This window comes from Sphingomonas kyeonggiensis, from assembly GCF_014196745.1.
Classification (GTDB): domain Bacteria; phylum Pseudomonadota; class Alphaproteobacteria; order Sphingomonadales; family Sphingomonadaceae; genus Sphingomonas; species Sphingomonas kyeonggiensis.
This window is the reverse complement of record NZ_JACIEH010000002.1, coordinates 1222012-1248131: the sequence shown is the minus strand read 5'-3', so window position 1 is coordinate 1248131 and position 26120 is coordinate 1222012. Positions and strand designations below refer to the sequence as shown.

The 26120-nt window shown below is 69.2% G+C and carries 5 protein-coding genes; 2 read left to right on the top strand and 3 right to left on the bottom strand.

The window, feature by feature from the left end; translation table 11 throughout:
* The first annotated feature begins 54 nt into the window (after positions 1-54).
* Positions 55-8427: an RHS repeat-associated core domain-containing protein gene (locus GGR46_RS14180; protein WP_183998582.1), complete on the top strand. Its 8373-nt coding sequence runs from the start codon at positions 55-57 to the stop codon at positions 8425-8427.
* 117 nt (positions 8428-8544) lie between these two features.
* On the opposite strand, the gene GGR46_RS14175 is transcribed toward GGR46_RS14180, so the two are convergent.
* From GGR46_RS14175 to GGR46_RS14165, 3 genes are all read right to left on the bottom strand, one after another.
* Positions 8545-9729 (bottom strand): CehA/McbA family metallohydrolase, encoded by a 1185-nt coding sequence (locus tag GGR46_RS14175; RefSeq protein ID WP_183998581.1) that lies wholly within the window; start codon positions 9727-9729, stop codon positions 8545-8547.
* Positions 9730-9796: 67 nt separating this feature from the next.
* Positions 9797-10426, bottom strand: a complete 630-nt coding sequence (locus tag GGR46_RS14170; RefSeq protein ID WP_183998580.1) for a TetR family transcriptional regulator — start codon at positions 10424-10426, stop codon at positions 9797-9799.
* A 136-nt stretch (positions 10427-10562) separates the two neighbouring features.
* Entirely contained in the window at positions 10563-13028 is a 2466-nt protein-coding gene (locus GGR46_RS14165; RefSeq protein WP_183998579.1) for a TonB-dependent receptor, read from the bottom strand.
* 275 nt (positions 13029-13303) lie between these two features.
* Here GGR46_RS14165 and GGR46_RS14160 point away from each other — a divergent pair, with 275 nt between their 5' ends.
* Positions 13304-26038 carry an autotransporter outer membrane beta-barrel domain-containing protein gene (locus GGR46_RS14160; RefSeq protein WP_183998578.1) on the top strand — a complete coding sequence of 4245 codons (12735 nt, stop codon included), beginning with the start codon at positions 13304-13306 and terminating at the stop codon, positions 26036-26038.
* Positions 26039-26120 lie beyond the last annotated feature (82 nt).

Genomic DNA, 26120 nt, shown 5'->3' with positions numbered 1-26120 from the left:
GGCAGTCGCGCCGGCGCGTCGCCGTCGTCCGCGCCGCGATTCCGAGAGGCGCACATGGTCGACAATTCGGTGCCCGCAATCCGCACCTTCCAGATGGACGGCACGGCGGTCGGCAAGCTTTCGAGCGCGGTCAATCTGTTCCGCGGCGACATCAACCTCACCCAGTCGATCCTGACCTTGCCCGGCCGTGCGCAGAATTCGGGCCTCGACATCGATATTTCGCTGCAATATCAGAGCAATGTCACCGAAGCCGCGGCCACCTGGAATCGTGACGCGCCGACCGGGATTCTCGGCCTCGGCTGGAATTTCCCGCTCAGCTACATAGACGCCGCCGACAGCGGATCTCCGGTGCCGGGCACCCGCCAGTACACGCTCTACGACAATGGCACGCCCAACAGCCTCTATCGCCAGGCGATCGTGCCGCTGCTGTTCGAGTTGCCCTCCGGCGCAGCGAGCGGGCTCAAGGCGGGCCAGCCCGTCCCGGGCGATGTGCTCGACGCCTTCCATGGCATGGGCCTGCCGCTCGACAGCGGCGCAACCGTTGCGGGCACCGGCCCCTGGACGATCGACGATCCGGCGCTTCAGCAACAGTTCGCGCTGGAGACGGAGAGCAATGGTATCGCGGTCCGCTACGGCGGTGAATGCTATGCGCTGCAGAACTACAAATTCTATTCGATCGTCTATTTCCCCGCCTATGAGCGCTGGCTGATCGTCACCGAGACCGGGATGGTCCAGTCCTATGGCGGGCTCGGCGACGAGACACCCGACCATTTCCGCACCGGCATCGACAACAGCATCGCCTGGGAAGTGTGGTGGAAGGGCGCGAGCGCGCGGCCGGTCTGGACCGGCGCCTCGAACGTCACCCAGGACCAGGTCCAGGTCGCGCGCGCCTGGTATCTCACCGGCATACGCGACCGCTTCGGCGACCATATCGGCTTTGCCTATAATGGCTGGGAACGCGACCCCAAGACCGGGCTGATCCCGGACGTCGAGCAGCGTGTCGGCATGGCCGGCCTTCCTTTCACCAAGGCGGTCTATCTCACCCGCGTCACCGACGTGTTCGGCCGCATGGTCGAGCTCGGCTATGGCGACAAATTGTGGAGCGACGGCGAGACCGATCCGCGCGAATATTGCGACCCGCACCGCGCCCTGCCCTCGACCGAGCCCAGCCCCTATCAGGACCGCTACGAGACCAAGTTCCTGTCGGCGATGACCGCGCATGACGCGAATGGCGTGCCGCTGTTCGGCTATCGCTTCCAATATGATCCGCGGCCCGGCACCGGCGGGCGCGGCAGCGAAGTCGCCAACGTCACCGATAGCAGCGGCCGGCTCGAGGGCGACACCTACAAGCGCTTCCTCACCGGCATCATGCTCGTCAACGCCGACGACACCACCGCGCCGCCCCTGAACTTCGGCTATTATCTCCAGAAGGCCGACGATCCCCATCGCCCCGCCGGCTATTCGCCCGCCGCGCTCGAGACGATCACCTATCCCGAGGGCGCCGTCGCGCACTACGACTACAGCTTCCAGTCGCTCGCGGCCTGCAATCGCAGCGTCGCCGTGACGCGGCCGACGGCATTGGGCGCCGGCGGCTCGCCACGCGTGTTCTTCGGCGGCGACTATGCCGTCGTCACCTACTACAACGCCAATGCCGGGCGCGGCACGCTGACCATGCAGGTCTTCACCTGGACCGGCGCATGGCTCGGCTGGCAGCTGACCGAGGACAAGGTGCTCGACACCCAGGGCCTCGACCTGAACTCGCTCGACGTGCTGGCCGACAGCGACTTCCTCGCGCTCCACTTCAACCGGCTCGCCGGCACCGGCGTGCCGCAGCGCGCGGTCTATGTCTTCCAGCGCGATACCGCGCGCCAGGGCCAATGGGTCGCGGCGACGATCAATGGCCGCACCACCGCGCCCGACACCCCCTCGCTGGTCTATGACAATGTCCAGCTCGATCCCGGATTCGCTTCGGGCGCGAGCTTCTTCCTGGTCTCCAGCGTCGCGGGTTCGTCGAACGATTTCTACGAACGCGTGACCTTCCGCTGGACCGACATGGCCTGGACGGTCGAGCGTTTCCCGCTCGCCCATTACAGCTGGTTCGCGGCGCGCAGCGAATATTATGCGCTGCTCGACACGAGCGGCGCGCTGACCGTCCACTATCTCGACGGCAACCTGACCTGGCAGGCCGCGGCCCCGGTGACGATTCCCGGCCTCTATACGCTCGACACGCGCAACGTGGCAGTCGTGCCGGGCAACGGCATGGTGGTGGTGAGCAACCTGCTCGCCTCGGGCATGGAATTCCAGCTTTGGCCAGCGCGCTGGGACGCCAGCTACACCGTCTCGGTCGATAGCTTCGATCCGGTGAGCTTCACCTATGGGAGCGGCACCACTGCCAACACGATCTTCGTGCCGACGATCGTCGAGGACACGATGATCGCGGTCAATGGCGTGATCTATCGCTTCAGCGGCACGCAGTGGCTGGGCAACCAGGCACTGACCCCGCTCCCATCGGTGACCGATACCCAGATCCGCTATGCCTATGGCCCGGACTGGGTGTTCCAGATCCTCGCGCCGACCGATTCTATCGGCCTGCCGACCGGGTTCGCGCTCGGCTTCGACGCCACCCGCAACGAGAGCGACTGGCCCCAGGACGGCACGGCGCTCAAGCAGACCCTGCCGGCACAGCAGGCCGAATATCTCAACTGGCCGAGCAGCGGCGGGAGCGACTGGGCGATCGCCGGGCCCTATGTCTATTTCCGCGGCATCGCCGACGATTGGGGCCTGGTCGTGGGTAAGGACGCCACGATCGATCTGGCGAGCGAGATCAGTGGCGGCACCAAGATCCTCAATTCGGATTCGCTCATCAACCAGGCGCCGGGCTTCCTCAGCTTCGTCGTCAATGACGGTGCCAATCCGGTCGCGGTCAGCTCGGTCGTGCTGCGCAATGGCGGGCAGCTCGGGCCGCTGGAATCGTTCGACGCCCAGAAGATGACCTATCCGGGCATGCCGGGCGGGATCACCGGCGCCGGCATCTATGCCGGCGGGCCGCAGATGTTCATGACCTATCCGGCGAGCGCGCTCAGCTTCGACAGCAGCGACACCGTCTATCTCAACCATTTCGCCGGCGCGGCGCTCCAGGGCAACATCGCCCATTTCGCAGTGGAGAGACTGACGATCGACTATGGCTATGAGAGCCCGGTCACTACGCTTTACACCTTCGACACCGCCACCGCCGCCTGCGACCCCTCGGGCCGGATCGTCAAATATTACAAGGCCCGGCTCTATCCGGACTGCACCGCGATCAGTGATCCCGCCAATGGCTATACCGAGAATCTGTACCTGAACGGCCTGACGATCGCGCAGGGCAATTATTACAACATGCTCGACGGCATGCTGCGCCAGACCGCGACCTATGACAGCAGCGGCGTGCTGCGCGAGTCCACCACCTCGGAATACAAGGTGTTCGAGCAGGTCTCGCTGGAGCCGGGCACCAGCGGCGCGACCGCGGTGCAGCTCCATGGCGGCTTCGCGACCACGGTCGCGATGGAGAGCTTCCGCGACGGCCTGACCACCCGCAAGGTCAGCGACTATGTCGCGGCCGGACAGCCGGGGCCGTTCAGCAGCAGTCCGGTCCTGCAGTACACCGACTCCTACGCCGTCGGCGGCGTTCGCCAGACCTTCGAGAACGGCGCGGTCTATGGCGCGGAAATCTATCCCGGCCTCCGCGCGATCCATGCGCTGGCCGACATCGCCGAGACCTATGCCCAGGCAAGCCCGGCCGGCGGATCGGGCGACAAGATTCCGATCAAGGCGCAGGCAACCACCTATCAGCCCTGGGCGACCCTGCTCGGCGATGGCGTCACCGCCTGGGCGTGCGAGGCCCGCTTCGGGCTGGAGAGCGCGCAGACGATCGGCTTCCCCTTCGGCGCCTATCACAGTGGCGATAAGCCGGCCGGCTGGGCACTGGGCCAGCGCTTCACCCAGCGCACCCGCTATGGCCTCGAGCGCGAGAGCCGGAGCGCGCTCGGCGTGCCAACCGCGACCCTCTACGCGAAGGACGACCAGTTCCCGATCGCGCAATGCGCCAATGCTGCGGCCGGCGGCATGACCTATAGCGACTTCCAGCCCTATGATCCGTTCGAGGGCTGGACCTTCGCCAGCACCCGGTTCCGCACCGACCTCGCGCGCACCGGCGTGCAGTCGCTCGAGCTGCCGGGCGGCGCCAAGGCATCCGCTGCGGTGACGGTCGCGCCGCACCAGGCCGGCGCGCCCTATGTCGCCGGCTGCTGGTACCGGACCGATCCGGGCTATGCGCCCGCGGCCGGCAGCGGCCTGTCCGCGACGGTGACCGTCGATGGCGCCGCGCAGCCGGCGGTGACCCTCGATTTCGAGGCGACCGACGGCGCCTGGGTCTATCGCACCCTCCCCGTGCCGGTGCCCGCCGGCGGCTCCGACCCTAAGGTGTCGATCACGCTGCGGATCGCCAATGCGACCCCTGTCGGCGTGCAGATCGACGCGGCCCTGCTCGTGCCGCTCGCCAATGGCCTGACCGGGCGCACCTTCGACGCGGCGAACCACAATGTGCTCGCCTCGATGGTGGCGAGCGGATCGACCAGCTTCAGCTATTATGACGACACCAACCGGACGGCGCTCGCGGTCGGCCCGACCGACCAGGTGCAGGAGATCGCGCTCAACTATCTGTCGCGCAGCGGCTCCGCGAACGGCAGCTTCGATCCGGCCAGCCCCAATGCCGCGGTGACCGGCAATGCCGCCGGCGGCGGCCAGGTCGAGACCTTCCGCGATGCCGGTGCCTGGCGCCAGCGCTGGTCGACCGATGGCGACGGCAGCGCCTGGACCGTCACCGGCGACGTGCTCACCCATGCGGGCAGCGCGCCGGGCACGCTCAGCTGGACCGGCCCCGAACCGACCGGTGCCCATGCACTCTATTTCGAGCTGGTCCCCGGTGACGGGACCACCATCTCGGTCACCTTCGGCGACATCACGGTCGGCGTCGACGGCAAGGGCTATACCGCCGCGCAGGGCTCCACGCCGATCCCGCCCCTCGCGACGCGAACCGCGCCGGCACGGCAATGGCTGGTGCTGGCGGACCAGGGGATCTTCCTGTTCTTCGCCGGCGGGCAGCTGCTGTTCAGCGCGAAGCGGACTCCCTCCAGCCGCGCCATGGCGATCACGCTGGGCGGCGCGACCACCGGGCTCAGGAACCTCGCCACCGGCAACGACATGCGGCTGGGCCTGACCTATAACGACGCCGCCGAGCGCCAGCGCCAGGCGCACCAGCTCGTCGCCGCCGACAGCTTCATCGTCCAGACCGTGAATGACGGGCTCGACCGCTCGGTCGCGACGACCAAGGCGGCGCCGGGCAGTTTCGGCAGCGGTGCCAGCCAGGCGACGCTGCAATATCATCCGGGCTTCGTCGACGTTGCCGGCTTCCTCGCCAATCTGGGCTCGACCTGGCAGATGCCCGGCGACGTCGCCGACTATTATCGCGGCCAGCAGGACGGCCCGGTCAAGCGCAGCGACGACCAGGGTTATCCCTATTACGGCACCCGGTTCGAGGCATCGCCGCGCCAGGTGACCGTCGAGACCGGCGCGCCGGGCAAGGAATGCGCGATCGACCTCACCGTACCGGTCGCCGATCGCAAGACCGTCCAGCTCGACTATGGCGCGAGCAACGGCGGCGGCGACAGCCCGATCTTCTCGGTCCAGACCGTCACCAGCCCGGCCAAGGTCAAGGCATCGACCCTGCTCGACATGCTGACGCAGCAGGTGGGCTCGACCAGCGAAGCGTCGGACGGCTCGGGCACCGAGGGATCGGAAGGCCTGTACAGCTATGCGGTGGGTACCGATGGCCCCTCGGTCACGGTTACCACCCGGCTACCCAACGCGACCGGCAGCGGCCCGCAGCAGGGCGATGCCGGCTATGTACGCACCGCGACCACGAACCCGCTGCAGCTCAACAACGCAGTTGCCGACAGCGATGCCGGGCTGGTGCGCTTCGTCCATGATTCCGCCGGCAATCTGCGCTTCGTCCAGCCAGCGATGGATGGCGGCGAGGCCTGGTATCTCTACTACAAGTTCGATCCGCTCAACCGCATGATCGAACAGGGCGTGATCGAGGGCAGCTGGGACCCCGCAGCCCTCCGCGCCAACGCCGATGATCCCGCCTATCCGACCAGCGGCACGATCCCGACGACGGCGTGGCAATTCGACGGCGACGGCAGCTCCCCCGACCGGATCGGGCAGAAATCCGCCTCCACCAGTCATAATCCGGCGCCCGCCGGCGATCCCGATGCCGGCGCGCTGACCGTCGATACCGAATATCGCTATGCCCCCAACGGCCAGATCGCCAGCGTCGCGACGCGCCTGTCGGGCGCGAACGACGCCGCGGGCACGGTGACCTATACCTATAACCCGCTCAACGAAGTCGTCGCGATCGGCTATCCCCAGGGTTGCACGCCGGGCACGGTGCATTACGGCTTCAGCCAGCTTGGCCATATCGTGGCCGTCGGATCGACCGCTGGCGCAGACGATATCGGGAGCTTCGTCTTCTCGCCCGATGGCAGCGTCGCGGTCCAGTCGCTCGGCAGCGCCTGGACGGTCGCGGCCAGCAGCAATCCGCGTTCCAATCCGGTCTCGATCGACACGGTCGCCACCGCCGGCGGGCAATCGCTGTCGATGGCGTTCGACTATGCCCCCGACGGGGCGATGACGGCACGCGACGTGACGCTCGACCTCAGCGGCGCCACGGCCAAATATAGCGGCACGATCGGCTATGACGGCCAGCGCCGCTTCAACGCGCTCGAGGGCACCCAGACCCAGGCGATCACAAGCTTCGATCCCAACGGCAATATCTGGGCCGGCACGGTCGGCAGCGACGCGACCGACTTCACCTATGCCTCCGGGACGGACCGTGTCGCCACCGCCACGCTGGGCGGCACCACGGCCAGCGACTTCGCCTTCAACGCCCGCGGCCAGCAGACCGCCGGGCTGGGTCGCACGCTTTCCTATGACCGCTGCATCGCGATGGCGGTCGCGGCCGCGCGCGACGGCAACCGCATCCGGCTCGGCTATGGCGATGCCAGCCAGCGCGTGCTCAAGCAGTTGCGCGCCGGCGAGGGCCGCACCATCGCCTATTTCAACGGTGCCAGCAGCGAGCCGCTCGCCACCTTCAGCAACGGCGAATGGACCGCGTACATCCAGGGCCCGGCGGGCCTGCTGGCCATCGACCAAGGCGGCACCCGCCGCTACCCGCTCAAGGATCCGACGCAGAGCTGCTGGGCGCTGGTCGACGCCTCGGGCGCGGTCGCGCACTATGGCTATATGCCGTTCGGCCAGCAGCTGGTCGAGAAGCCCGGCGATGCCGGTGCGTTCGCCACGCTGTTCCAGGGCCAGGAATGGGATGCCGAGGTCGGGCTCTATAATTTCAAGGCGCGGCTCTACGATCCGCTGCAGATGCGCTTCCTCGCGCCCGACCCGCAGAACCAGTTCCCCAGCCCCTATCTCTTCGCCGGCAACATCCCGCTGGTCGCGGTCGACCCCAGCGGCCAGATCTCGATCTGGGCGCAGGTCGGCATCGGCATCGCGATGGTCGCGATCGCCGCGGTGGGGCTGCTCGCCACGCCCTTCACCGGGGGCGCATCGGATGCGGTCGCCGGCTCGATCGACGCGGCGCTGGTCGGTGCCGAGGGCGCAGAGATCGGTGCCGAAGTCGGCGCCGGCGTGGTCGCGGCCGAAGCGGCCGAGACGGTCACCGGCTCGGCACTCGCCACGATCGGCAACGCGGTGTTCAGCGGTACGCTGGTCGGCGCCGGCCTGTCGGGCCTGCAATATGACGCCACCCATGGCCGCGACTTCACCGCCGCCGGCTTCTTCGCGGCAGTGGGCATCGGCGCGCTGTCCGGCGCCGCCGGCGGGCTTGCCAGCGGCGGGATCAGTGCGCTCGGCAATGTCGCGCGCGGCGCGATGGAGCTGAGCACGCTGCAGGGCAGCCTTTCCTATGGCGCGATCTTCACGCGGATCGGCACCAACGCCGCACTGGGTGCGGTCGCCGGCGCGGTACGCAGCGACGTCAGCAAGATCGTCACCAACCTGTTCGACCATCAGCCCTGGTACCAGGACCTGGGCACCTCGGCGCTGACCGGCGGGCTCGGCGGCGCGGGCAGCGGCGCGGCGAGCAGCGCCTGGGCCCAGAGCGGCTACCTCGCCACCAACGCGATCGGCTCGCTGATGGACAAGGGCGGCAACTACGCCAAGGCCGGCTATGGCCTCACGCGCTTCACCACCGCGCTCGCCGATCTCAGCAAGAACCTCCAGACCAACGACGCCTATGCCATCTATGGCGTGGTCGCGTTCCACATCGCCGGGGGATATGCCGCCTGGGGCGCCTATTCGCTTTCCAAGAACTGACGCTCCTTCTTCTTCGCCATCGCGCGAAACCGCAGACGGGGCACGGGTTCTCTCACCCCGCACCTTCGTCTGCGGACATCGTATCCCCGGGGGAGCGCTGGGACGCGCCCGCGGATATCAGAAGCGCGGGTCGAAATTGAAGAAGACCGGGTTGGACAGGCCAACCATCCTGCCGCTCAGCCGCATCGAATTGGGCACTTCGGGATAGGCGCTTTGCGGGCCTTCGACCTCGACGCGATAATAGGAACGTTCCCTTGCGCCGGGGCTGTCCTCGAAGGTGATCGAGGGGTTGGTGCCCCGGGCTTCATACTCGCCGAACTTCTCGCCGTTGCGGATCACCCGGACCGTGTAGACCGCGTCGGCCACATCGCCCCCGACCAGCCGCACCTCGAAGCGGACCGGCTTGCCGCTGGCAGGGGCATTGTCGCCCATCATCATGTCCATCTTCCCGTCGCCATCGCGATCGGCATAGAGCTCGACCCGGGGATCGCGCGGATTGGCGCTGATCGACACGCGGCCATTGGTCAGCGCCTCGACCACACCCTCGCGCGTCCTCGACCGGGCGAACACCCAGGTCGTCGGCGTGCCGACATAGTTGGCGGTGCGCTCCATGCTGTTCTTGCCCGCCTTGTCGGGCGAAGACGGGGTGCCGTGATGGGAGTCGCTGCCGCCCCGGCCGGTAAGCTTGCGCCCGGAGCGCAGCATGTCGTCCCAGATCATCACCGCTTCGGCATTCTTCGACCAGATCACCGAGTTCCACACTTCGATGGAATCGACCATGTCGAACGAGAAGCCGAAATGGTCCTTGCCGCTGGGATGATTGGCCGAGAGGTGGATGCCGAGCTTCTTCTTGAGCGCCAGGATCTTCGCGTCGCGCGCATCCCGGATGTCGTAGAGGCTCTGATGGTCGTAGGGCTTCGCCGAGAAGACGTTGCCATGCCCGCGATTGGTGGTCCATTCGGCACCGTAGAGCAGCACCAGCCTGTCCGAACGGAACTCGGGATCGCTCCAGGTGTGATGCGCGACATCCCCCTCCACGTGATTGTCGTGATCGGTGATCGCCAGGAAATCGAAACCGGCCTGTTCGGCGAAGCCGATGATCGTCGCTTCCGAATTGTTCGACGAATCCTTGCTGTGGCGCGAATGGAGGTGGAGGTCGCCCTTCATCCAGACGCCGTCGCCAAGGCTGGCGACCGGCGGGATATTCGGCTCGTCATCCCGCGCCGCCGCAGGCGCACCGCACAGCGCCAGCGCCGCCGCGGCCAGCAATTGCACGCCTCCGAACCGATCCGAAACCTTCATCGCCACACTCCTTGCGAACCCTGTTGGCGCGCCGAATACTAGCGATAGCTATCAATTTTATGACAAGTCAGGCCGGCGCGGGGTGAAGCCCATATTCGGGGAAATTGAGCATCGACCGGAAGACGAAGGCCGCATCCTGGAGGAGCTTCTTCTGATCGAAATCCTCTTCCTTGAGCATCTCGTCCATCGAATAGGCCATCTCGACCGACAGGCGGGTGCGCCGGCGGATCGTCTCGCGATCCACGTGCGGCAGATACTGGTGATAGATATCGGTGAGCAGGTCGGTGACGTAGTTGTGCGAATAGAGCCGCACCGGCGTCAGCGACGGCACCGATCGCAGCGCCCGCATGATCCAGATCGCACCGGGCTGGCTGCCGGTGATCGCGGACATGGTCTCGAGCAATTCGAGCAGCTTGTCCGAAAGCACGTCGAGCCCCTTGTCGCCATAACTGGCGATCCAGGTCTCCAGCGCATCGTTCTGGCGCAGCATCAGCCGTTCGGCGAGCGCGTAGATGATCGCGTACTTGTCGTCGAAATAGCGGTAGAGCGCGGGCGGCGTCACCTTGGCACGCTCGCAGATCAGGTTGGTCGAGATACGCTCGATGCCGACTTCGGCGAGCAGATAGCCGGCCGCGTCGAGCAATGCGTCGAAGGTTCGCCGCGATCGTTCCTGCCTGGGTTGGCGATATGCCGTCACGCGCCTTCACTCTCCTGCCCGAGCGGATCGTTCCCCGTCCGCTGCGTTGGCTAACATCGGCATCGGGCCGCGACAATCATGCGACCGGATGGAAAGCACCGGACCGGCATGCCGTGACATGCCGGTCCGGGACAGGTCAGAAGCGATAGGTGATCGCGCCGCGGAAGCTGCGGCGGAACTGCGAGCTGCCGATGAAGATCGCCTGGCCCGCCTCGCCATTGTCGATCGTGCCGGCACGCGGATTGCCGTTCACTAGGCCGAACTCGTTGGTCAGGTTGTTGACGATCAGGTTGAGCTGGAGCTGCGGCGTCACTTCGTAGCGTGCGGTCAGATCGACCACCCAGAAGGGCTTGAGGCTGATCTCGTTGGCAACATCGGTATAGCGCTGGCCGCTATAGTTGATGTCGCTTTCCACCCGCAGCGCCTTGCCGAACAGGTTGACGCCCGGGCTGATGCGGAAGTTGTTGTGCGGCAGCCCGTTCATCCGGTGGTTGGAATAGTCGGTCAGCTTGCCGGCGTTGTTGGTATAGACGAAGTTGGTGAAGCGCGCGTCCTGCCAGGTCCAGGAGGCATGGAGATCGAACCAGTCGGTCGGGCGCCAGCCTGCCTCGAGCTCGGTGCCCCAGGTGCGGGTGTCGCCCAACACGCGGAACGGCGTGAGCGTGCCGCCGACATTGCGGAAGTCGGTGATCTCGTAGCTGTTGTACTTGGTGCGGAAGCCGGTGAGGTAGATATCGAACTTCCGGCGCGAGAATTTCAGCCCGGCCTCGATGAAGTTCATCGTCTGCACCACCGGATCGGCGCCGGCGTTGGTGACGAAGCTCGAGATGTTGGGCAGGCGGAAGGTATTGGTGTAGCGCACGAACGTGCCGAAATACGGCTTGAACTGGTAGTTCGCGCCCACCGTCCAGGCGGTGTGGTCGAAGCTGCGGTCGTAGGGCTTGAACACGCCGTTGCCGGTCGCCACCGCATCGTCGGCGATCGAGCTGGTCTGGCCCAGATTGACGGTGCGTTTGCCCTCGACCCGACCCTTGATCGAGATCCGCTCCCAGCGCACGCCGCCGTCGAGGCGCAGCTTGTCGGTGATCTGCCACTCGTCGCTGGCATAGAGCGCGAAGGTGTCCGACTGGCCCTCGGCATTGTTCCATTCGGAGCCATAGGCGACGACGCCATTGTCGCTGAGCTTGAGCACCGGCGTACCGGTCGCGGTCAGGACATAGGCGTCCAGCACGCGGGCCTGGTTGGCCACCTCGGTCAGGATCGCGGCGCTGTTGGTGCGGAAGCCCTCGTCGACATTGGCGTAATAGCCGCCGACCGCGAAGTTGTGCTCGCCCGCCGCCTCGAAGCTGGCGACCAGGCGAGTGTCGCTGACGAACTCGTCGAGCGGCGTGGTGTAGGAACGCGCGAGATCGACCAGCACCAGGCCATTTCCGTTGGCCTTGGCCAGGTCATAGGTCGCCCCGGTGTCGCGGTAGCGCAGGCCGAGCGTCAGCCCGCTGCCCGCTGGGATCGCCTTGCCGAAGGTGCCGGTCAGGAACGCCTGGGCGCCGGCCACGCTGTACGGGGTGATGCTGTTGCGGCGCGTCCAGCTCTCGCGGTAGCGCATGTTGTGCTGGAGCTTGACCTTGTCGCCCAGCTCGTACTCGCCGCCGAAGCTGTACTGGGTGAGCTTGACCGTGGAGCCGACGCCGCTGTCGAACGCATAGCTGCCGTTCGGGGTGCGGAAGTTGAAGTAGCGGCTTTCCGGGCCCTGGATGGTATCGCGCTTCGGATCGAAGCCGGGCACGCCGATCGCGTTGCCATCGGCATCGGTGGTGTAGACGCCGCCGCCCCAGTTGCTGATGCGCTCGTCGATCCGCTTGATGCCCAGATTGATCGAGCCGCGCGCGAACTCGCGCGACAGATTGGCGCGGAACTGGCCACCCTGGCCGGTCCGGAAACCGGCATCGCGCGGACCGTCGTTCAGCCGATAATAGCCGCCGATGAAGAAGCGCCAGTCGCCGGCGAGCGGGCCGCCGACCCAGGCATCGACACGGTGCGAACCATAATCGGCACCTTCGTAGCGGACCAGGCCTTCCATCGTCTCGCCGCCCTTGCGGGTGATGAAGTTGATCGCCGCGCCCGGCGCGTTCGAATAGAAGATCGACGAAGGGCCGCCGCGCACCACTTCGATGCGCTCCACGGTCTGGTCGTAGCGCAGCGACTGGTCGCCGTTCAGCCAGCCCAGGCCCGGATCGGCCTGCATCGGGATGCCGTCCTCGAGCAGCGCCACGGTCTGGAAGCCGTCGCTCGGGATACCACGCACGCGCACGCCGCTGCTCGCCTCGCCCGAGGTATTGGTGATGAAGAAGCCCGGCACCTGCTTGAGCGCCTCGACCACGCCGATCGGCGAGCGCATCTGCAGCTCCTCGGACGAGATGGTCGAGATGGCGTAGCTGGTATCGACCTTCTTCTGCTGCGTGGTGCCGGCGCGACCGGTGACGATGATCTCGTCACCGGAGGTCGCCTGCGTGTCGGCGGACTGGGCGAACGCGGGAGAAATCCAGGCCGCACCGGCGCAAAGCGCGCACGACAAGGCAAGGCGGGAAACGCGGATGTTCATTGTTGGCAACCCCTGATTTTGAGTCGGGGCGGCATATGCTAGCTATAATTATCATTTATGTGACAACCAGGCGAAGCATGCGTGACATCGCACGATCTTTGCCGGCCCGCCCCGGCCACGGTTCCACCAATGACCTCCCGTCGACTTGCCGTTGCAATTCCCGTTCCGGGAAGGTGCACGAATGCGGGACAGTGCAGGTGATAAGAATAAGGGTAATCACGCATTCACCCTGATAAGATACGCCCTCGACTCAGGAGAGTTTCGGGGGAATAGCAATGGCTCGGCGAACGGATGCTGCGCGGCTCGCGCGGCTCGCGACCTTGGTGGACGCGACCGGCGAATCAGTCTCTGCAGACCGACTGAACCACGCCCAGCGAGAGGATTTCCTTTCCGAGATCAGCGCAGTCCTATCGCTGCTCGCCGATCGCTCGGCTGAACTTTCCCAGGCGCTGGAACGCCTTCGCGGCCGCATCGCAGGCGCCGGCACGCCGCGACGTCCGCGGGAAAATGACCGCAAGCTGTTCGGCACGCTCACCCGCCACCTGAAGCGTATCGGGCTGGTGCTCGCCCTCGGTACGGCGACCTGGGCGACCACCGCGGCGGCCAATACCAGCGTCTCGCGCATGGCGCTGGTCAAGGCGATGGTGGCCCCCGCCCCCACGCCGCCGGTGATCCCGCCGGTCGCGGTAGGCGACACGGTCCACAATCCGGTGAGCGATCTCGACGAGACCGTCATCGAGGTGATCAACCCCGCGCTGGTCCGCACCGACAAGAACAACACGATCCTGCTCGCCAACACGGTGGGCCAGACCTTCACCGACACCAATACCAGCATCACCTATACCGTCAGCGCCGTCACCCTCACCTCCGGCCGGGTCACGGGCGTCACGCTCGACAAGAGCGGCGGCGGCAGCGTGACGACCCCCATCGTCACCGACGTGACCACCGGCGTGAACACGCCAGTCACGCCACAGGCCGGCGGGGGCGCCGGCTCGGGCTCGACCACCGTCACCTTCACGCCCGCGGCGGGCGACGTGAACTATTATTCGGACGTCCGCGTCGCGGGAGACGGCGGCAATGGCAGCTTCGGCGCCGGCGTCCGGATCTGTATCTTCGGCGGCTGCTTCACGATCGGCGCCAATGCCAGCGACGGCGGCGGCGGTGCGCGCGGCGCGGACATCTCGGCGACCATCACGCCCGCCAATCACGGCGACATCTCGACAGTCTCGGACGATCTGCCCGGCATCCGGGTGGTCAGTCAGGGCGGCAATGGCGGCAAGGGCGGCGACGGTGCCGGCAACGTCAAGGGCGGCACCGGCGGCGCCGCGGGCGCCGGCGGCAACGTCACCGTGGCCTCGAGCGTCACCGTCGTCACCGAAGGCGATCGCGCCCATGGCCTGCTCGCGCGCAGCGCCAGCGGCAAGGGCGGCGAAGGCGGCACCGGCTGGGTGTTCTCGAGCGGCGGCGCCAGCGGCGGCGCCGGCCAGGGCGGCACGGTGCTGGTCAACCAGACCGGCAATATCTCGACCTCGGGCGACGACGCCGTGGGCATCCTGGGCCAGAGCCTCGGCGGCAGCGCCGGCACCAGCGGCAGCAGCTACGGCGTGATCGGCGATCCCGGGCGCGGCGCCGCCGGCGGCAATGGCGGGTCCGTCACGATCAACCATGGCGGCGTGGTCGAGACCTCGGGCAAGGACGCTTATGGCATCCAGGCCCAGTCGATCGGCGGATCGGGCGGCAATGTCGGCAATGCGGGCGGCATCGTCGCGTTCGGCGGCGACGGCGGCAATGGCGGCAATGGTGGATCGGCGACGATCAACGTGCTGACAGGCGGACGGGTCACCACCACCAACAGCGGTGCGTACGGCGTGTTCGCCCAGTCGATCGGTGGCGGCGGCGGTTCGGCCGGCGGCAATGGTGGCCTGGTCGCGTTCGGCTCAAGCGGCAGCAACGCCGGCAACGGCGCCACGGCGACGATCTCCGTCGCGGCGGGCACGCTGGTCGAGACCAGGGGCAGCAACGCGCACGGCGTGTTCGCCGAATCGATCGGCGGCGGCGGCGGCGCGGGTGGCGCTTCGGGCGGTGCGGTAGCGGTCGGCGGATCGGGCGGATCGGGCGGTACCGGCGGCACGGCCACAGCGACGATCGCCGGCACGGTGACCACCGACGGCGTCGACGCGCGCGGCGTGTTCGTCCAGTCGATCGGCGGTGGCGGCGGCTCGGCGGAGGGCACAGGCGGCCTCGTCTCGATCGGCGGCAAGGGCACGATCGGCGGCGCAGGCGGCAGCGCCACCGCGACGATCGCCGATACCGGCGTGATCACGACCACCAAGAAGGGCGCCGACGGCGTCTTCGTCCAGTCGGTCGGTGGCGGCGGCGGCGCGGGCTCGGCCTCGGGCGGCGTGGTGGCGCTGGGCGGCAAGGGCGGCGCGGGCGGCGCGGGCGGTACGGTCACCGTCACCAATGCCGGCAAGGTCACCACCGGCGGCGACGCGGCGCGCGGCATCTTCGCCCAGTCGGTCGGCGGCGGCGGCGGCAAGGGCGGCGACAGTGGCGGCCTGGTCACGATCGGCGGCGACGGCTCGGCGGCGAGCATCGGTGGCGCGGTCACCGTCAGCAACAGCGGCAGCGTCACGACCACGGGCAACAACTCGACGGCACTGTTCGTCCAGTCGGTCGGCGGCGGTGGCGGCGATGGCGGCACGACCGGCGGCGTGCTGCTCACCATAGGCGGCCAGGGCGCCAGCGGCGGCAATGCCGGAACCGTCACGGTCAACCACAGCGGCAACATCCTGACCGGTACCGGCATCGGCACCGGCAATGATTCCAACGGCATCTTTGCCCAGTCGATCGGCGGCGGCGGCGGCAATGGCGGCTCGACCGCGTCGCTGAGCGCATTCGTCGGCGTCGCGATCGGCGGCGCGGGTTCCGCCGGCGGCGATGGCGGCATCGTCGACGTCAACCTGAGCCAGCGCTCGGTGATGGTCGCAGGTGCGCCGGTGCTGCTCGATCCGTTCATCTCGACCACGGGCGACCGCGCGCGCGGCATCCAGATCCAGTCGGTCGGCGGCGGCGGCGGCAATGGCGGCTTCGCGGTCCAGGCGACCGGCGGCATCTTCGGCGGCGCCAGCATCGCGATCGGCGGCAGCGGCGGCGGCGGCGGCATCGGCGGCCATGTCACGCTCGACGGCGATGCGCTGATCAGCACGCTCGGCGACAATTCCGAGGGTATCCTCGCCCAGTCGGTGGGAGGCGGCGGCGGTGCCGGCGGCTTCAGCGTCTCGGTCGCGGCGGCCGGCGCGCCTTCGGTGGGTGCGTCCTTCTCGCTCGGCATCGGCGGTTCGGGCGGCACCGGCGGCAATGGCGGGCTGGTCGAGGTCAATTCGGGCGGCGCGATCCAGACCAGCGGCGACTTCTCGACCGGCCTGCTCACCCAGTCGGTCGGCGGCGGCGGCGGCAATGGCGGCTTCAACGTCTCGGCGGCGGTCGCCGCGGGCGGTGCCGGCGCGATCTCGCTCGCGGTCGGCATCGGCGGCTCGGGCGCCAATGCCGGCAATGGCGGTGTGGTCGATACCGATTTCGACGGCACGATCTCTACCAGCGGAGACGATTCCGGCGGTGCCGTGATCCAGTCGATCGGCGGCGCGGGCGGCTCGGGCGGGTTCAACGTCTCGGGCGCGGTCAGCTTCGCGGGCAAGGCCAGCGTGGGCATCGCGGTCGGCATCGGCGGCTCGGGAGCCGGCGGCGGTGACGGCGGGAAGGTGACCGGCCGGGTCGGCGGCAACGTCCAGACCACGGGCGACCGCTCGACCGGCATCCTGGTCCAGTCGGCCGGCGGCGGCGGCGGCAATGGCGGCTTCAACATCTCCGGATCGATCAGCGGCAGCGGTTCCTATTCGGGCGGCATCGCGGTCGGCCTCGGCGGCGCCGGCGCAGGTGGTGGCGGCGGCGGCGAAGCCACCGGCACTGCGGCCGGCACGATCTACACTTCGGGTGTCCAGTCGGACGGCCTGCTCGTCCAGAGCCTGGGCGGCGGCGGCGGCGCGGGCGGGTTCAACGTCTCGGGCACGATCGCCGGTGCCGGCACCTTTGGCGGCGGCCTCTCGGTCGGCCTGGGCGGCTCGGGCGGAACGGGCGGTCACGCCGGGCACGCGACCGGCACAGCGCTCGCCGCGGTCCACACGGTCAAGGACCAGTCGCGCGGCGTCGTGGTCCAGTCGAACGGCGGCGGTGGTGGCGCGGGCGGGTTCAACGTCTCGGGCGGCATCGCCGGCTCCGGCAGCTATGGCGTCTCGGTCAATATCGGCCTGGGCGGCGCCGGCGGCGGCGCGGGCAATGGCGGCGAAGTCGATGCCAGCGCGGTTTCGATCCTGACCGAAGGCAACCAGTCGGGCGGCTTCCTGGCGCAGAGCGCGGGCGGCGGTGGCGGCGCGGGGGGATTCAATGTCTCGGGCGGGATCGGCTTTGGCGGCACCGCCGGCGTGGCATTGTCGGTCGGTTTGGGCGGTTCGGGCGGCGGTGGCGGCAATGCCGAGCGCGTCGGCGCGACCGTCACCGGCAACGTCGTCACGCTCGGCAACCAGTCGACCGCGATCACCGCGCAGAGCCTGGGTGGCGGCGGCGGCACCGGCGGGTTCAACGTCTCGGGGGGCATCGGCATCGGCGGCACCGTTGCCGGCGCGATCAATGTCGGCCTGGGCGGCTCGGGCGGCGGCGGCGGCGATGCGGGCGTGGTCACGCTCACCGTCACCGGCACCACTGCGACCGGCGGCGACGAGAGCGACGGCATCCTCGCCCAGTCGGCCGGCGGCGGTGGCGGCGCGGGCGCCTTCAACGTCTCCGGCGGCGTCGCGATCGCCAAGGACGGTGCGGGCAATATCGGCGTCGGCCTGGGCGGATCTGGCGGCTCGGGCGGCGACGGCAAGGCCGTCACGCTGAAGGTGAACCAGGGCGTCGCCGACACGACCAACACGCTGGTCGCCGTCTCGACCGAAGGCAGCGACGCGCGTGGCATCGTCGCGCAGAGCCTGGGCGGCGGCGGCGGCAACGGCGCGTTCAACATCACCGGCGGCATCTCGGGTTCCAAGAGCGGCGCGGGCAATATCGGCATCGGCATCGGCGGCTCGGGCGATACGGCGGGCAATGCCAGCACGGTGATCGCCGACATCAATGGCGATATCGGCACGATCGACGCCCGCTCGGGTGGCGCGCTGATCCAGTCGGTCGGTGGCGGTGGCGGCAATGGCGGCTTCAACGTCACCGGCGGCATCGCCGCGTCCAAGGGACTGACCGGCAACATCCTGGTCGGCGTCGGCGGGTTCGGCGGCGCGGGCGGCAATGCCGGCATCGTCAACGCGACCCTGACCAGCGACATCGGCACCAAGGGCAGCGATTCCTTCGGCCTGGCGGTACAGAGCCTGGGCGGCAGCGGCGGCAACGGCGCGTTCAACGTCACCGGCGGGCTGAGCCTCAGCGCCGGGACCAGCGGCACCGGCTCGCTGGGCGTGGGTGTCGGCGGCTTCGGCAAGAGCGGCGGCGACGCCATGGCGGTGACCGCCAAGCTGACCGGCGACGTCTCGACGCTCGGCGCGCGCAGCAGCGCGATCCTCGTCCAGTCGGCCGGCGGCGGCGGCGGCAATGGCGGCTTCAACGTCACCGGCAACGTCGCCCTGTCGAGCGGCGGCGGCGCGGGTACGCTGGGCATAGGCGTCGGCGGCTTCGGCGGCGACGGCGGCAAGGCCGGCACGGTGAACGCCACGCTCGTCGGCGATGTCGCCACCACCGGCCTGGAATCGGCCGGCGCGCTGATCCAGAGCCTGGGTGGCGGCGGCGGCAATGGCGGCTTCAACGTCACCGGCTCGCTCTCGGTCACGACCAGCAACAACACCTCGGTGGGCGCGGCGATCGGCGTGGGCGGCTTCGGCGGCGGTGGCGGGACCAGCGAGCTGGTCACCGCGAGCGTCACCGGCGACTATCGCACGCGCGGCGCGGATTCGGTCGGCGTGATGGCGCAGAGCCTCGCCGGCGGCGGTGGCGCGGGCGGGCTCAACGTCTCGGGCTCGATCGGCGTATCCGCCGGCACCGCGGGCACCGTCTCGATCGGCGTGGGCGGCTTCGGCGGTAACGGCGGCAAGGCGGGCGGCGTCTCGCTAACCCGCACTGGCGATACCGTGACCAGCGGCAAGGATTCCGACGGCGTCGTCGCGCAGAGCATCGGTGGCGGCGGCGGCCGGGGCGGCCTGAACGTCGCGGGCGGCATCTCGGGCAGCACCGGCGGCAGCGCCGGGTCCTTCGGCTTCGGCCTGGGCGGCTTTGGCGGCAAGGGCGGAGACGCGGGCGACGTGGTCGCAAGCGTGACCGGCAACGTCCTCGCCTCGGGCAATGCGGGCGTGGTCCAGATCGCCCCGGTGACCTTCAACTTCTTCGGCTTCGATTTCACCCTGCCCGGCTATCGCCTGATCCAGAACGGCTCCAACGGCGTGGTCGCGCAGAGCGTGGGCGGCGGTGGCGGCCAGGGCGGGCTCAACGTCACCGGCCAGATCGCCCTCTCCTCGCCCAGCGCCGGCTCGAGCCGCGTTGCGTCACTCGGCATTGGCGGCTTCGGCGGCGATGGCGGCGATGCGGGCACGGTGAAGCTGACCGTGAAGGCACCGGGTGCCGACCGGGTGCAGGTCAGCGCCACGGGCGACGAGCGTTCGGCGGTGATCGCCCAGTCGCTGGGCGGCGGCGGCGGCATTGGCGGCATCAACGTCTCGGGCGGCATCTCGATGGACGGCCAGCTGACCGTCGGGATCGGCGGCTTCGGCGGCGATGGCGGCCTGGGCCGCGCCGTGACCGCCAATGTCGATGCCGACCTGTTCGCTCAGGGCAACAAGGCACGCGGCCTGCTCGTCCAGTCGGTCGGCGGCGGCGGCGGCACCGGCGGGATCAACATCTCGGGCGGCATCACCGCGAGCAGCAGCACCAAGGAACCCGCGCTGGTCTTCGGCGTGGGCGGCTTTGGCGGTGCGGGCAATGCCAGCGGCGACGTGATCGCCACCCAGAACGGCCAGGTGCTGGTCGACGGCTTCGAGGCGGCCGGCATCATCGTCCAGTCGATCGCAGGCGGCGGCGGCGATGGCGGGCTCAACGTCTCGGCCGCGCTCAACAATGCCGGCGCGGGCCAGTCGAAGCTCAACGGCGTCGCGCTCGCCGCAGGCTTGGGCGGGACCGGCGGGACCGGCGCGGATGCCGGCGACGTCACTTTCACCAGCAACGGCAATGTGCTGGTCAACACCAAGGTGACCACCGGCACCGGCGGGGCGGTCACGCTTTCGGCGACCGACTATATCGGCGGCGCGACGGGCATCCTCGTCCAGTCGGTCGGCGGCGGCGGCGGCCAGGGCGGCGTCAACGTGTCCGGCGCGGTCTCGCGCCAGGGTTCTCCGATCGCCCTCGGCATCGGCGGCACCGGCGGCGCGGGCGGCAATGCCGGCGACGTCACGGTCACGCGCGGCTACACCATGGTGGGCGGCGTCGAGACCGAGACGCCCGGCCTGATCCGCACCTTCGGCGACAGTTCGAACGGCATGACCGTCCAGTCGATCGGCGGCGGCGGCGGCAATGCCGGCTTCAACCTGGTGCTGGACGTGACCCTGGCACCGGCGGACAACAGCCCGTTCGCTGCGGTGATCAATGTCGGCGGCTCGGGTGGCGACGCCGGCACGGGCGGCGACGTCACGCTGCGGCATCGCGGCGACATCGGCACCAGCGGTGCGGCGAGCGACGGCATCCTTGCCCAGTCGATCAGCAAGGGCGGCGGCAGCGGCACCTTCAACCTGGCCGGCGGCTACACGCGCGACGCCAACCAGCTCAACCTGAGCGTAGGCGGCAGCGGTGGCATCGGCGGCGATGCCGGCGACGTCGATGTCAGCCATGACGGCAAGATCGTCACCACCGGCGCGCGATCGATCGGCATCCATGCCCAGTCGATCGGCGGCGGCGGCGGCAATGCCTCGTTCGATTTCGGCTTGGTCCCCGGCTCGAAGAACCAGTTCGCATTGAGCCTCGGCCAGTCGGGCGGCACCGGCGGAACCGGCGGCGAAGTGACGGTGAACGCCGAAGGCGTGATCGACACGACCGGCGGCTACTCCTCCGCGATCTTCGCCCAGTCGGTCGGCGGCGGCGGCGGCACCAGCGGCTCGTTCAAGATCGGCGGCACCGTCGGCACCGGCAGCGGCGATGCGGCGAAGAGCTATTCCGGCAGCGTCGGCGTCGGGCTTGACGGCGGCGTCGGCGCCACCGGCGGTGCGGTCTCGGTCGTCAATGCGGCGAACCTCACCACCCGCGGCGTCGAATCGCGCGGCATCTGGGCGCAGAGCATCGGCGGATCGGGCGGTGCGGGCGGCAGCGGCACCGGCGTGATGGTCAACACCACTGCGGCGCTCACCGTCGCGGTGGGCGGCACCGGCGGCGTCGGCTCGAAGAGCTCGACGGTCGATGTCGGCAACAGCGCGCAGATCGTCACCGGCGGCGACGATGCGGACGGCATCCTCGCCCAGTCGATCGGTGGTGGCGGCGGCACCGGCGGCTTCGCGGCGAGCGTCGCGCTCCAGTACAAGGGCAGCGGCAACACCTCGAACACCATGGGCATCGCCGTGGGTGGCTCCGGCGGCACCGCCGGCATAGGCGACACCGTGACGGTGAAGAACACCGGCGTGATCGCCACCACCGGCGCACGCGCCTTCGGCATCCGCGCACAGTCGATCGGCGGCGGTGGCGGCATCGGTGGCGCGGTCATCGACTTCCGCGCCCAGGGCAAGAGCGCCAACAACTCGTTCAACGTCAATGTCGGCGGCGCCGGCGGGCATGGCGAGAAAGCGGGTGACGTCTCCGTCACCAACGAGGGCCTGATCTGGACCAAGGGCGAGGATGCGGCAGGCATCAGCGCCAACTCGATCGGCGGCGGCGGCGGCGATGCCGGGCTGGTGCTCCAGCTAGCGGTCGGGCTCACCGGCAGCGACAAGCAGACGCATAGCGGCAAGATCAACATCGGCGGCAATGGCGGCGATGGCGGGACCGGCGGCAAGGTCACGGTGGTCAACCGTGACACCGGCGGCACCAATTCGGGCGACATCCTCACCGAAGGCAAGGGCGCCTACGGCATCTTCGCCCAGTCGCTGGGCGGCGGCGGCGGCAACAGCTCGACGATCCTGGCGCTCACCGGCGTCTCGTCGGGCAAGGACAGCGTCGCCTTCGGGTTCAACTTCGGCGCGATCGGCGGCAGCGGCAATACCGGCGGCGTGGTCGACGTCACCAATGCCGGCACGATCGAGACCAAGGGCGCGGGCGCACACGGCGTGCTCGCCCAGTCGATCGGCGGCGGTGGCGGCAATGGCGGCATGGCGCTGACCGGTACCCTGCTGCTCGGCGCCCCGACCTCAGCACCGCTGATCTCGATCGGCGGTGTGGGCGGCAGCGGCGGTGACGGCGGCGCGGTCACCGTGACCAACACCGGCACGATCCTCACCCGCGGGACCTTGGCCCATGGCATCGTCGCGCAGAGCATCGGCGGCGGCGGTGGCAATGCCGGCCTCGGCGCCGCGCTGACCGGCGAGCCGGCGAGCTTGACCCTGTCGAACACGCTCGCGCTGATCGTCGGCCTTGCCGGTGGCGGCACCGGCGGCACCGGCGGCACCGTGACGGTCAACCAGACCGGCGACATCACCGTGCTCGGCGCGGGATCGCAGGCGATCGTCGCCGAGAGCATCAATGGCGGCGGCGGCACGCTGGGCTTCGATTTCAGCGGCATCACCGGCCTGCCCGGCCTGCCCGTTGTCGGTCCGACCGGCAACACCGAGCGTCCCAACCCGCTGGTCGTCGCCCGCGCCGGCGCGGACGGCGCCTCCGGCATGAACGCCGGCAAGGTGACGGTGAACTCCAACGGCACGATCGGAGTCGGTGGGCGCAACGGCGTCGGCATCAGCAACCAGTCGATCGGCGGCGGTGGCGGCACGATCGACCTGCACCTGAACATCGTCGCGCTCCACGATGCGACCGTGACCGATCCGCAGGCCCCCGTCCGCGTCGACCTGACCCTGGGCGGCACCGGCGGCTCGGGCAATAATGGCGGCAATATCACCGGCAGCCATTCGGGCAACGTCACCACCAATGGCGACGGCTCGGCGGGCTCGCTGACCCAGTCGATCGGCGGCGGTGGCGGCCGCGGCATCATCGACGTGACCGCGGAGCTGGCGGCCTTCTTCGCGGGTGCCTCGGCCACGCTCGGCGCGGACGGCACCACCAGTTCGGCCGGCGGCGCGATCCAGCGCAGCATGACCGGCGCGATCACCACCACCGGCAAGTTCGCGCCCGGCGCGATCGTCCAGTCGATCGGCGGCGGCGGCGGCTCGGTGATCGTCGAGGTCGCGACGGGCACCTCCACCACGGCATCGGCTCCGGCCGTCCTCGACATCGACCACGCCCCGGCCCTCGGCACCGGGCCGAGCGCGGTCGCCAACGGCCTCTCGCCAGACGGCCAGCGCGAGCTCGCCCTGTGGATGGCGGGCGGCAATCCGCTGGTGGCGGCGCCTCCCGCTCCGCCGCCCACCGTCGTCAAGCTCGGCGCCAATGGTGGCGCGGGGCTGGACGGGGGTGTGGTCACCCTCGCCTATTCGGGCGGCTTCGCCACGCTCGGCGATTATTCGCCGGCGCTGGTGGTCCAGTCGATCGGCGCGGGCGGCGGCGAGGTTCGCCTGACCGGCGGCAGCGCCGACGTCACGCTGGGCGGCAGCGGCGGCGCGAGCGGCAATGGCGGCGCTGTTTCGGTGTCCAACAACGGTGCGGTCCAGACCGGGGGCAGCCATTCGCACGGCGTGTTCCTCCAGTCGATCGGCGGCGGCGGCGGCGCAGTGCTCGGCGCAGTGGATTCGGCCAGCGTCACGCTCAATGCCGGCAACAGCGGCAATGGCGGCGCGATCCATTTCGACCAGACCGGCAACATCGCGGTGCTCGGCGCCAACTCGGTCGGCGTGGTCGCCCAGTCGCTCGGCGGCGGTGGCGGCTGGGTCGAGGGCAGCTTCGCGGGCAACGGCACCGGCTCGGGTGCCGGCGGTGCGATCGACCTGCGCCTCTCGGGCTCGGTCTTTGCCGGCGGCCTCAACTCGACGGCGATCTTCGCCCAGAGCCAGGGCAGCACCGGCGCGGGCAACATCCTGGTCACCGCCAACAACATGGTGCGCGGCGGATCGGGAACCGGTGCGGGCATCCGCCTGTCCGGCGGTGCGACCAACCTGATCCAGCTCACCTCCGGCTCGATCAGCGCCACCTCGGGCCTCGCGATCGACACCGGCGCGGGCAACGACCGGGTGGAGAATGGCGGCACGATCATCGGCAACGTCGCGCTGGGCGGCGGCGCCAACACCGTGATCAACAACGCCAACGCCACCTTCATCGCCTTCAACCGGATCGACCTGCGCGACGGTGCCGGCTCGACCGGCAGCTTCAGCAACGCCGGCGACTTCCAGATGGGCCTCTCGGCCGACCGGCGGCCGATCGATCTGCTGAACGGCGCGGTCTTCGCCAATCTCGACGGACAGGGCACGCCCGCGACCAACCTGCTCTACGGTGCCCGCGTGATCAACACGGTCACGCTGGACGGCGATTTCACCCAGACCGCGACCGGCCACATGGCATTCGACGTCGCCTTCGGCCCCTATGCCTCGGACCGCGTCAATGTCAGCGGCAACACCAGCGTGGCCGGCACGGGCGACGTGATCCTGACCTGGCTGCAGGACAAGAACCCCGTCACGCTGTTCGCCACGGCAGGCACGGCGACCAACAACGGGCTGAACATCCGCGACACGCTGGCGATCGACTATCGCGTCCTCGCCAACAGCACGGGCATCCAGCTCGCGCTCGACACCCACTTCGCCCAGCCGTTCCTCAATGCCAATGAGCGTTCGCTCGGCAACTATATGGACCGGGCGGTTACCGCGGGCGGCTCGGCGGGCGTCGGCCGCCTGCTCGCGCTGATCGGCAACATCCAGGCAGGCGGCGAAGCGCAATATCGCGCGATCTTCGACCAGCTCAATCCCGAGCCCTATCTGATCGCCTCGCTCACCCAGCTCGGTGCGGCACGCGACTTCTCGTCCAACCTGTTCGGCTGCGGCACGCTGGCCGGCCCGGCGGGCGAGGGCTGCGTGTGGAGCCAGGCCGGCGGCCATGTCTTCAACCGGTCCGGCGACAGCGAATACGCCAAGGTCCGCGGCGAGACCGACGGCCGGTTCCGCGCCGGCTTCGAGAAGCCCCTGGGCGGCGACTGGATGGTCGGCGGCGCGATCGGCTATGACAGCATCGGCAATGCCAAGATCGACGGCCTGCGCGCCAATTCCGATGGCGACGGCGTCCATGCCGGCATCGGCGCCCGCTATGCCGGCGCGAGCGGCGCGCAACTGTCCGCTTCGGTGAGCGGCGGCTGGCAATGGACCGAACTGCGGCGCGGCGTGAACATCTTCGACTCGCGCCAGGGCGTCGGCAACCAGGGCACCGGCTATTTCCAGGGCAGCGCCGAGGCAGCCTGGGTGATCGGCCAGGGCTCGGTCTTCGCCCGTCCGGCGGTGCGCGGCTATGTGACCGCGCTGCGCCAGGGCGGGTTCAAGGAGCGCGGACTGGAAGGCCTGGGCGTCGAGAGCCTGCAGGACACCCAGTGGATCGGCACCGTCCAGCCCGAGGTCAGCCTCGGCGTGCGGTTCGCGCGTAGCGGCCCGACCATCGCGACCTTCGCGATCACCGCCGGCGGGGTGTTCAACACCACCGATCGGATCGAGGCCCCGTTCCGCCTGCTCGGCGGCAATCCCTCGGCAGCACCGGCGATGATCTCGACGCTGATGGACCGCCGGGCCGCGCATGTCGGTGCGGAATTGCGGGTGGTCGGCAACGAGAACCTTTCGCTCCGGCTCGGCTATGACGGCGAGTTCGGCAAGCGCAGCGAGGATCATCGTGCCAGCCTGAGTGCGCGCATCCGCTTCTGACCAGGGCGGCGCGGCACTCGCCAGGCTCGTGCTTGAGCGACCGCCGCGCCCCCGTAGAGCCGCAGACACAGGCCGACGTACC

Coding starts and splice junctions, on each gene's coding strand:
- GGR46_RS14180 (WP_183998582.1), top strand. CDS start 55: ATGGTCGACAATTCGGTGCCCGCAATCCGCACCTTCCAGATGGACGGC.
- GGR46_RS14160 (WP_183998578.1), top strand. CDS start 13,304: ATGGCTCGGCGAACGGATGCTGCGCGGCTCGCGCGGCTCGCGACCTTG.
- GGR46_RS14175 (WP_183998581.1), bottom strand. CDS start 9,729: ATGAAGGTTTCGGATCGGTTCGGAGGCGTGCAATTGCTGGCCGCGGCG.
- GGR46_RS14165 (WP_183998579.1), bottom strand. CDS start 13,028: ATGAACATCCGCGTTTCCCGCCTTGCCTTGTCGTGCGCGCTTTGCGCC.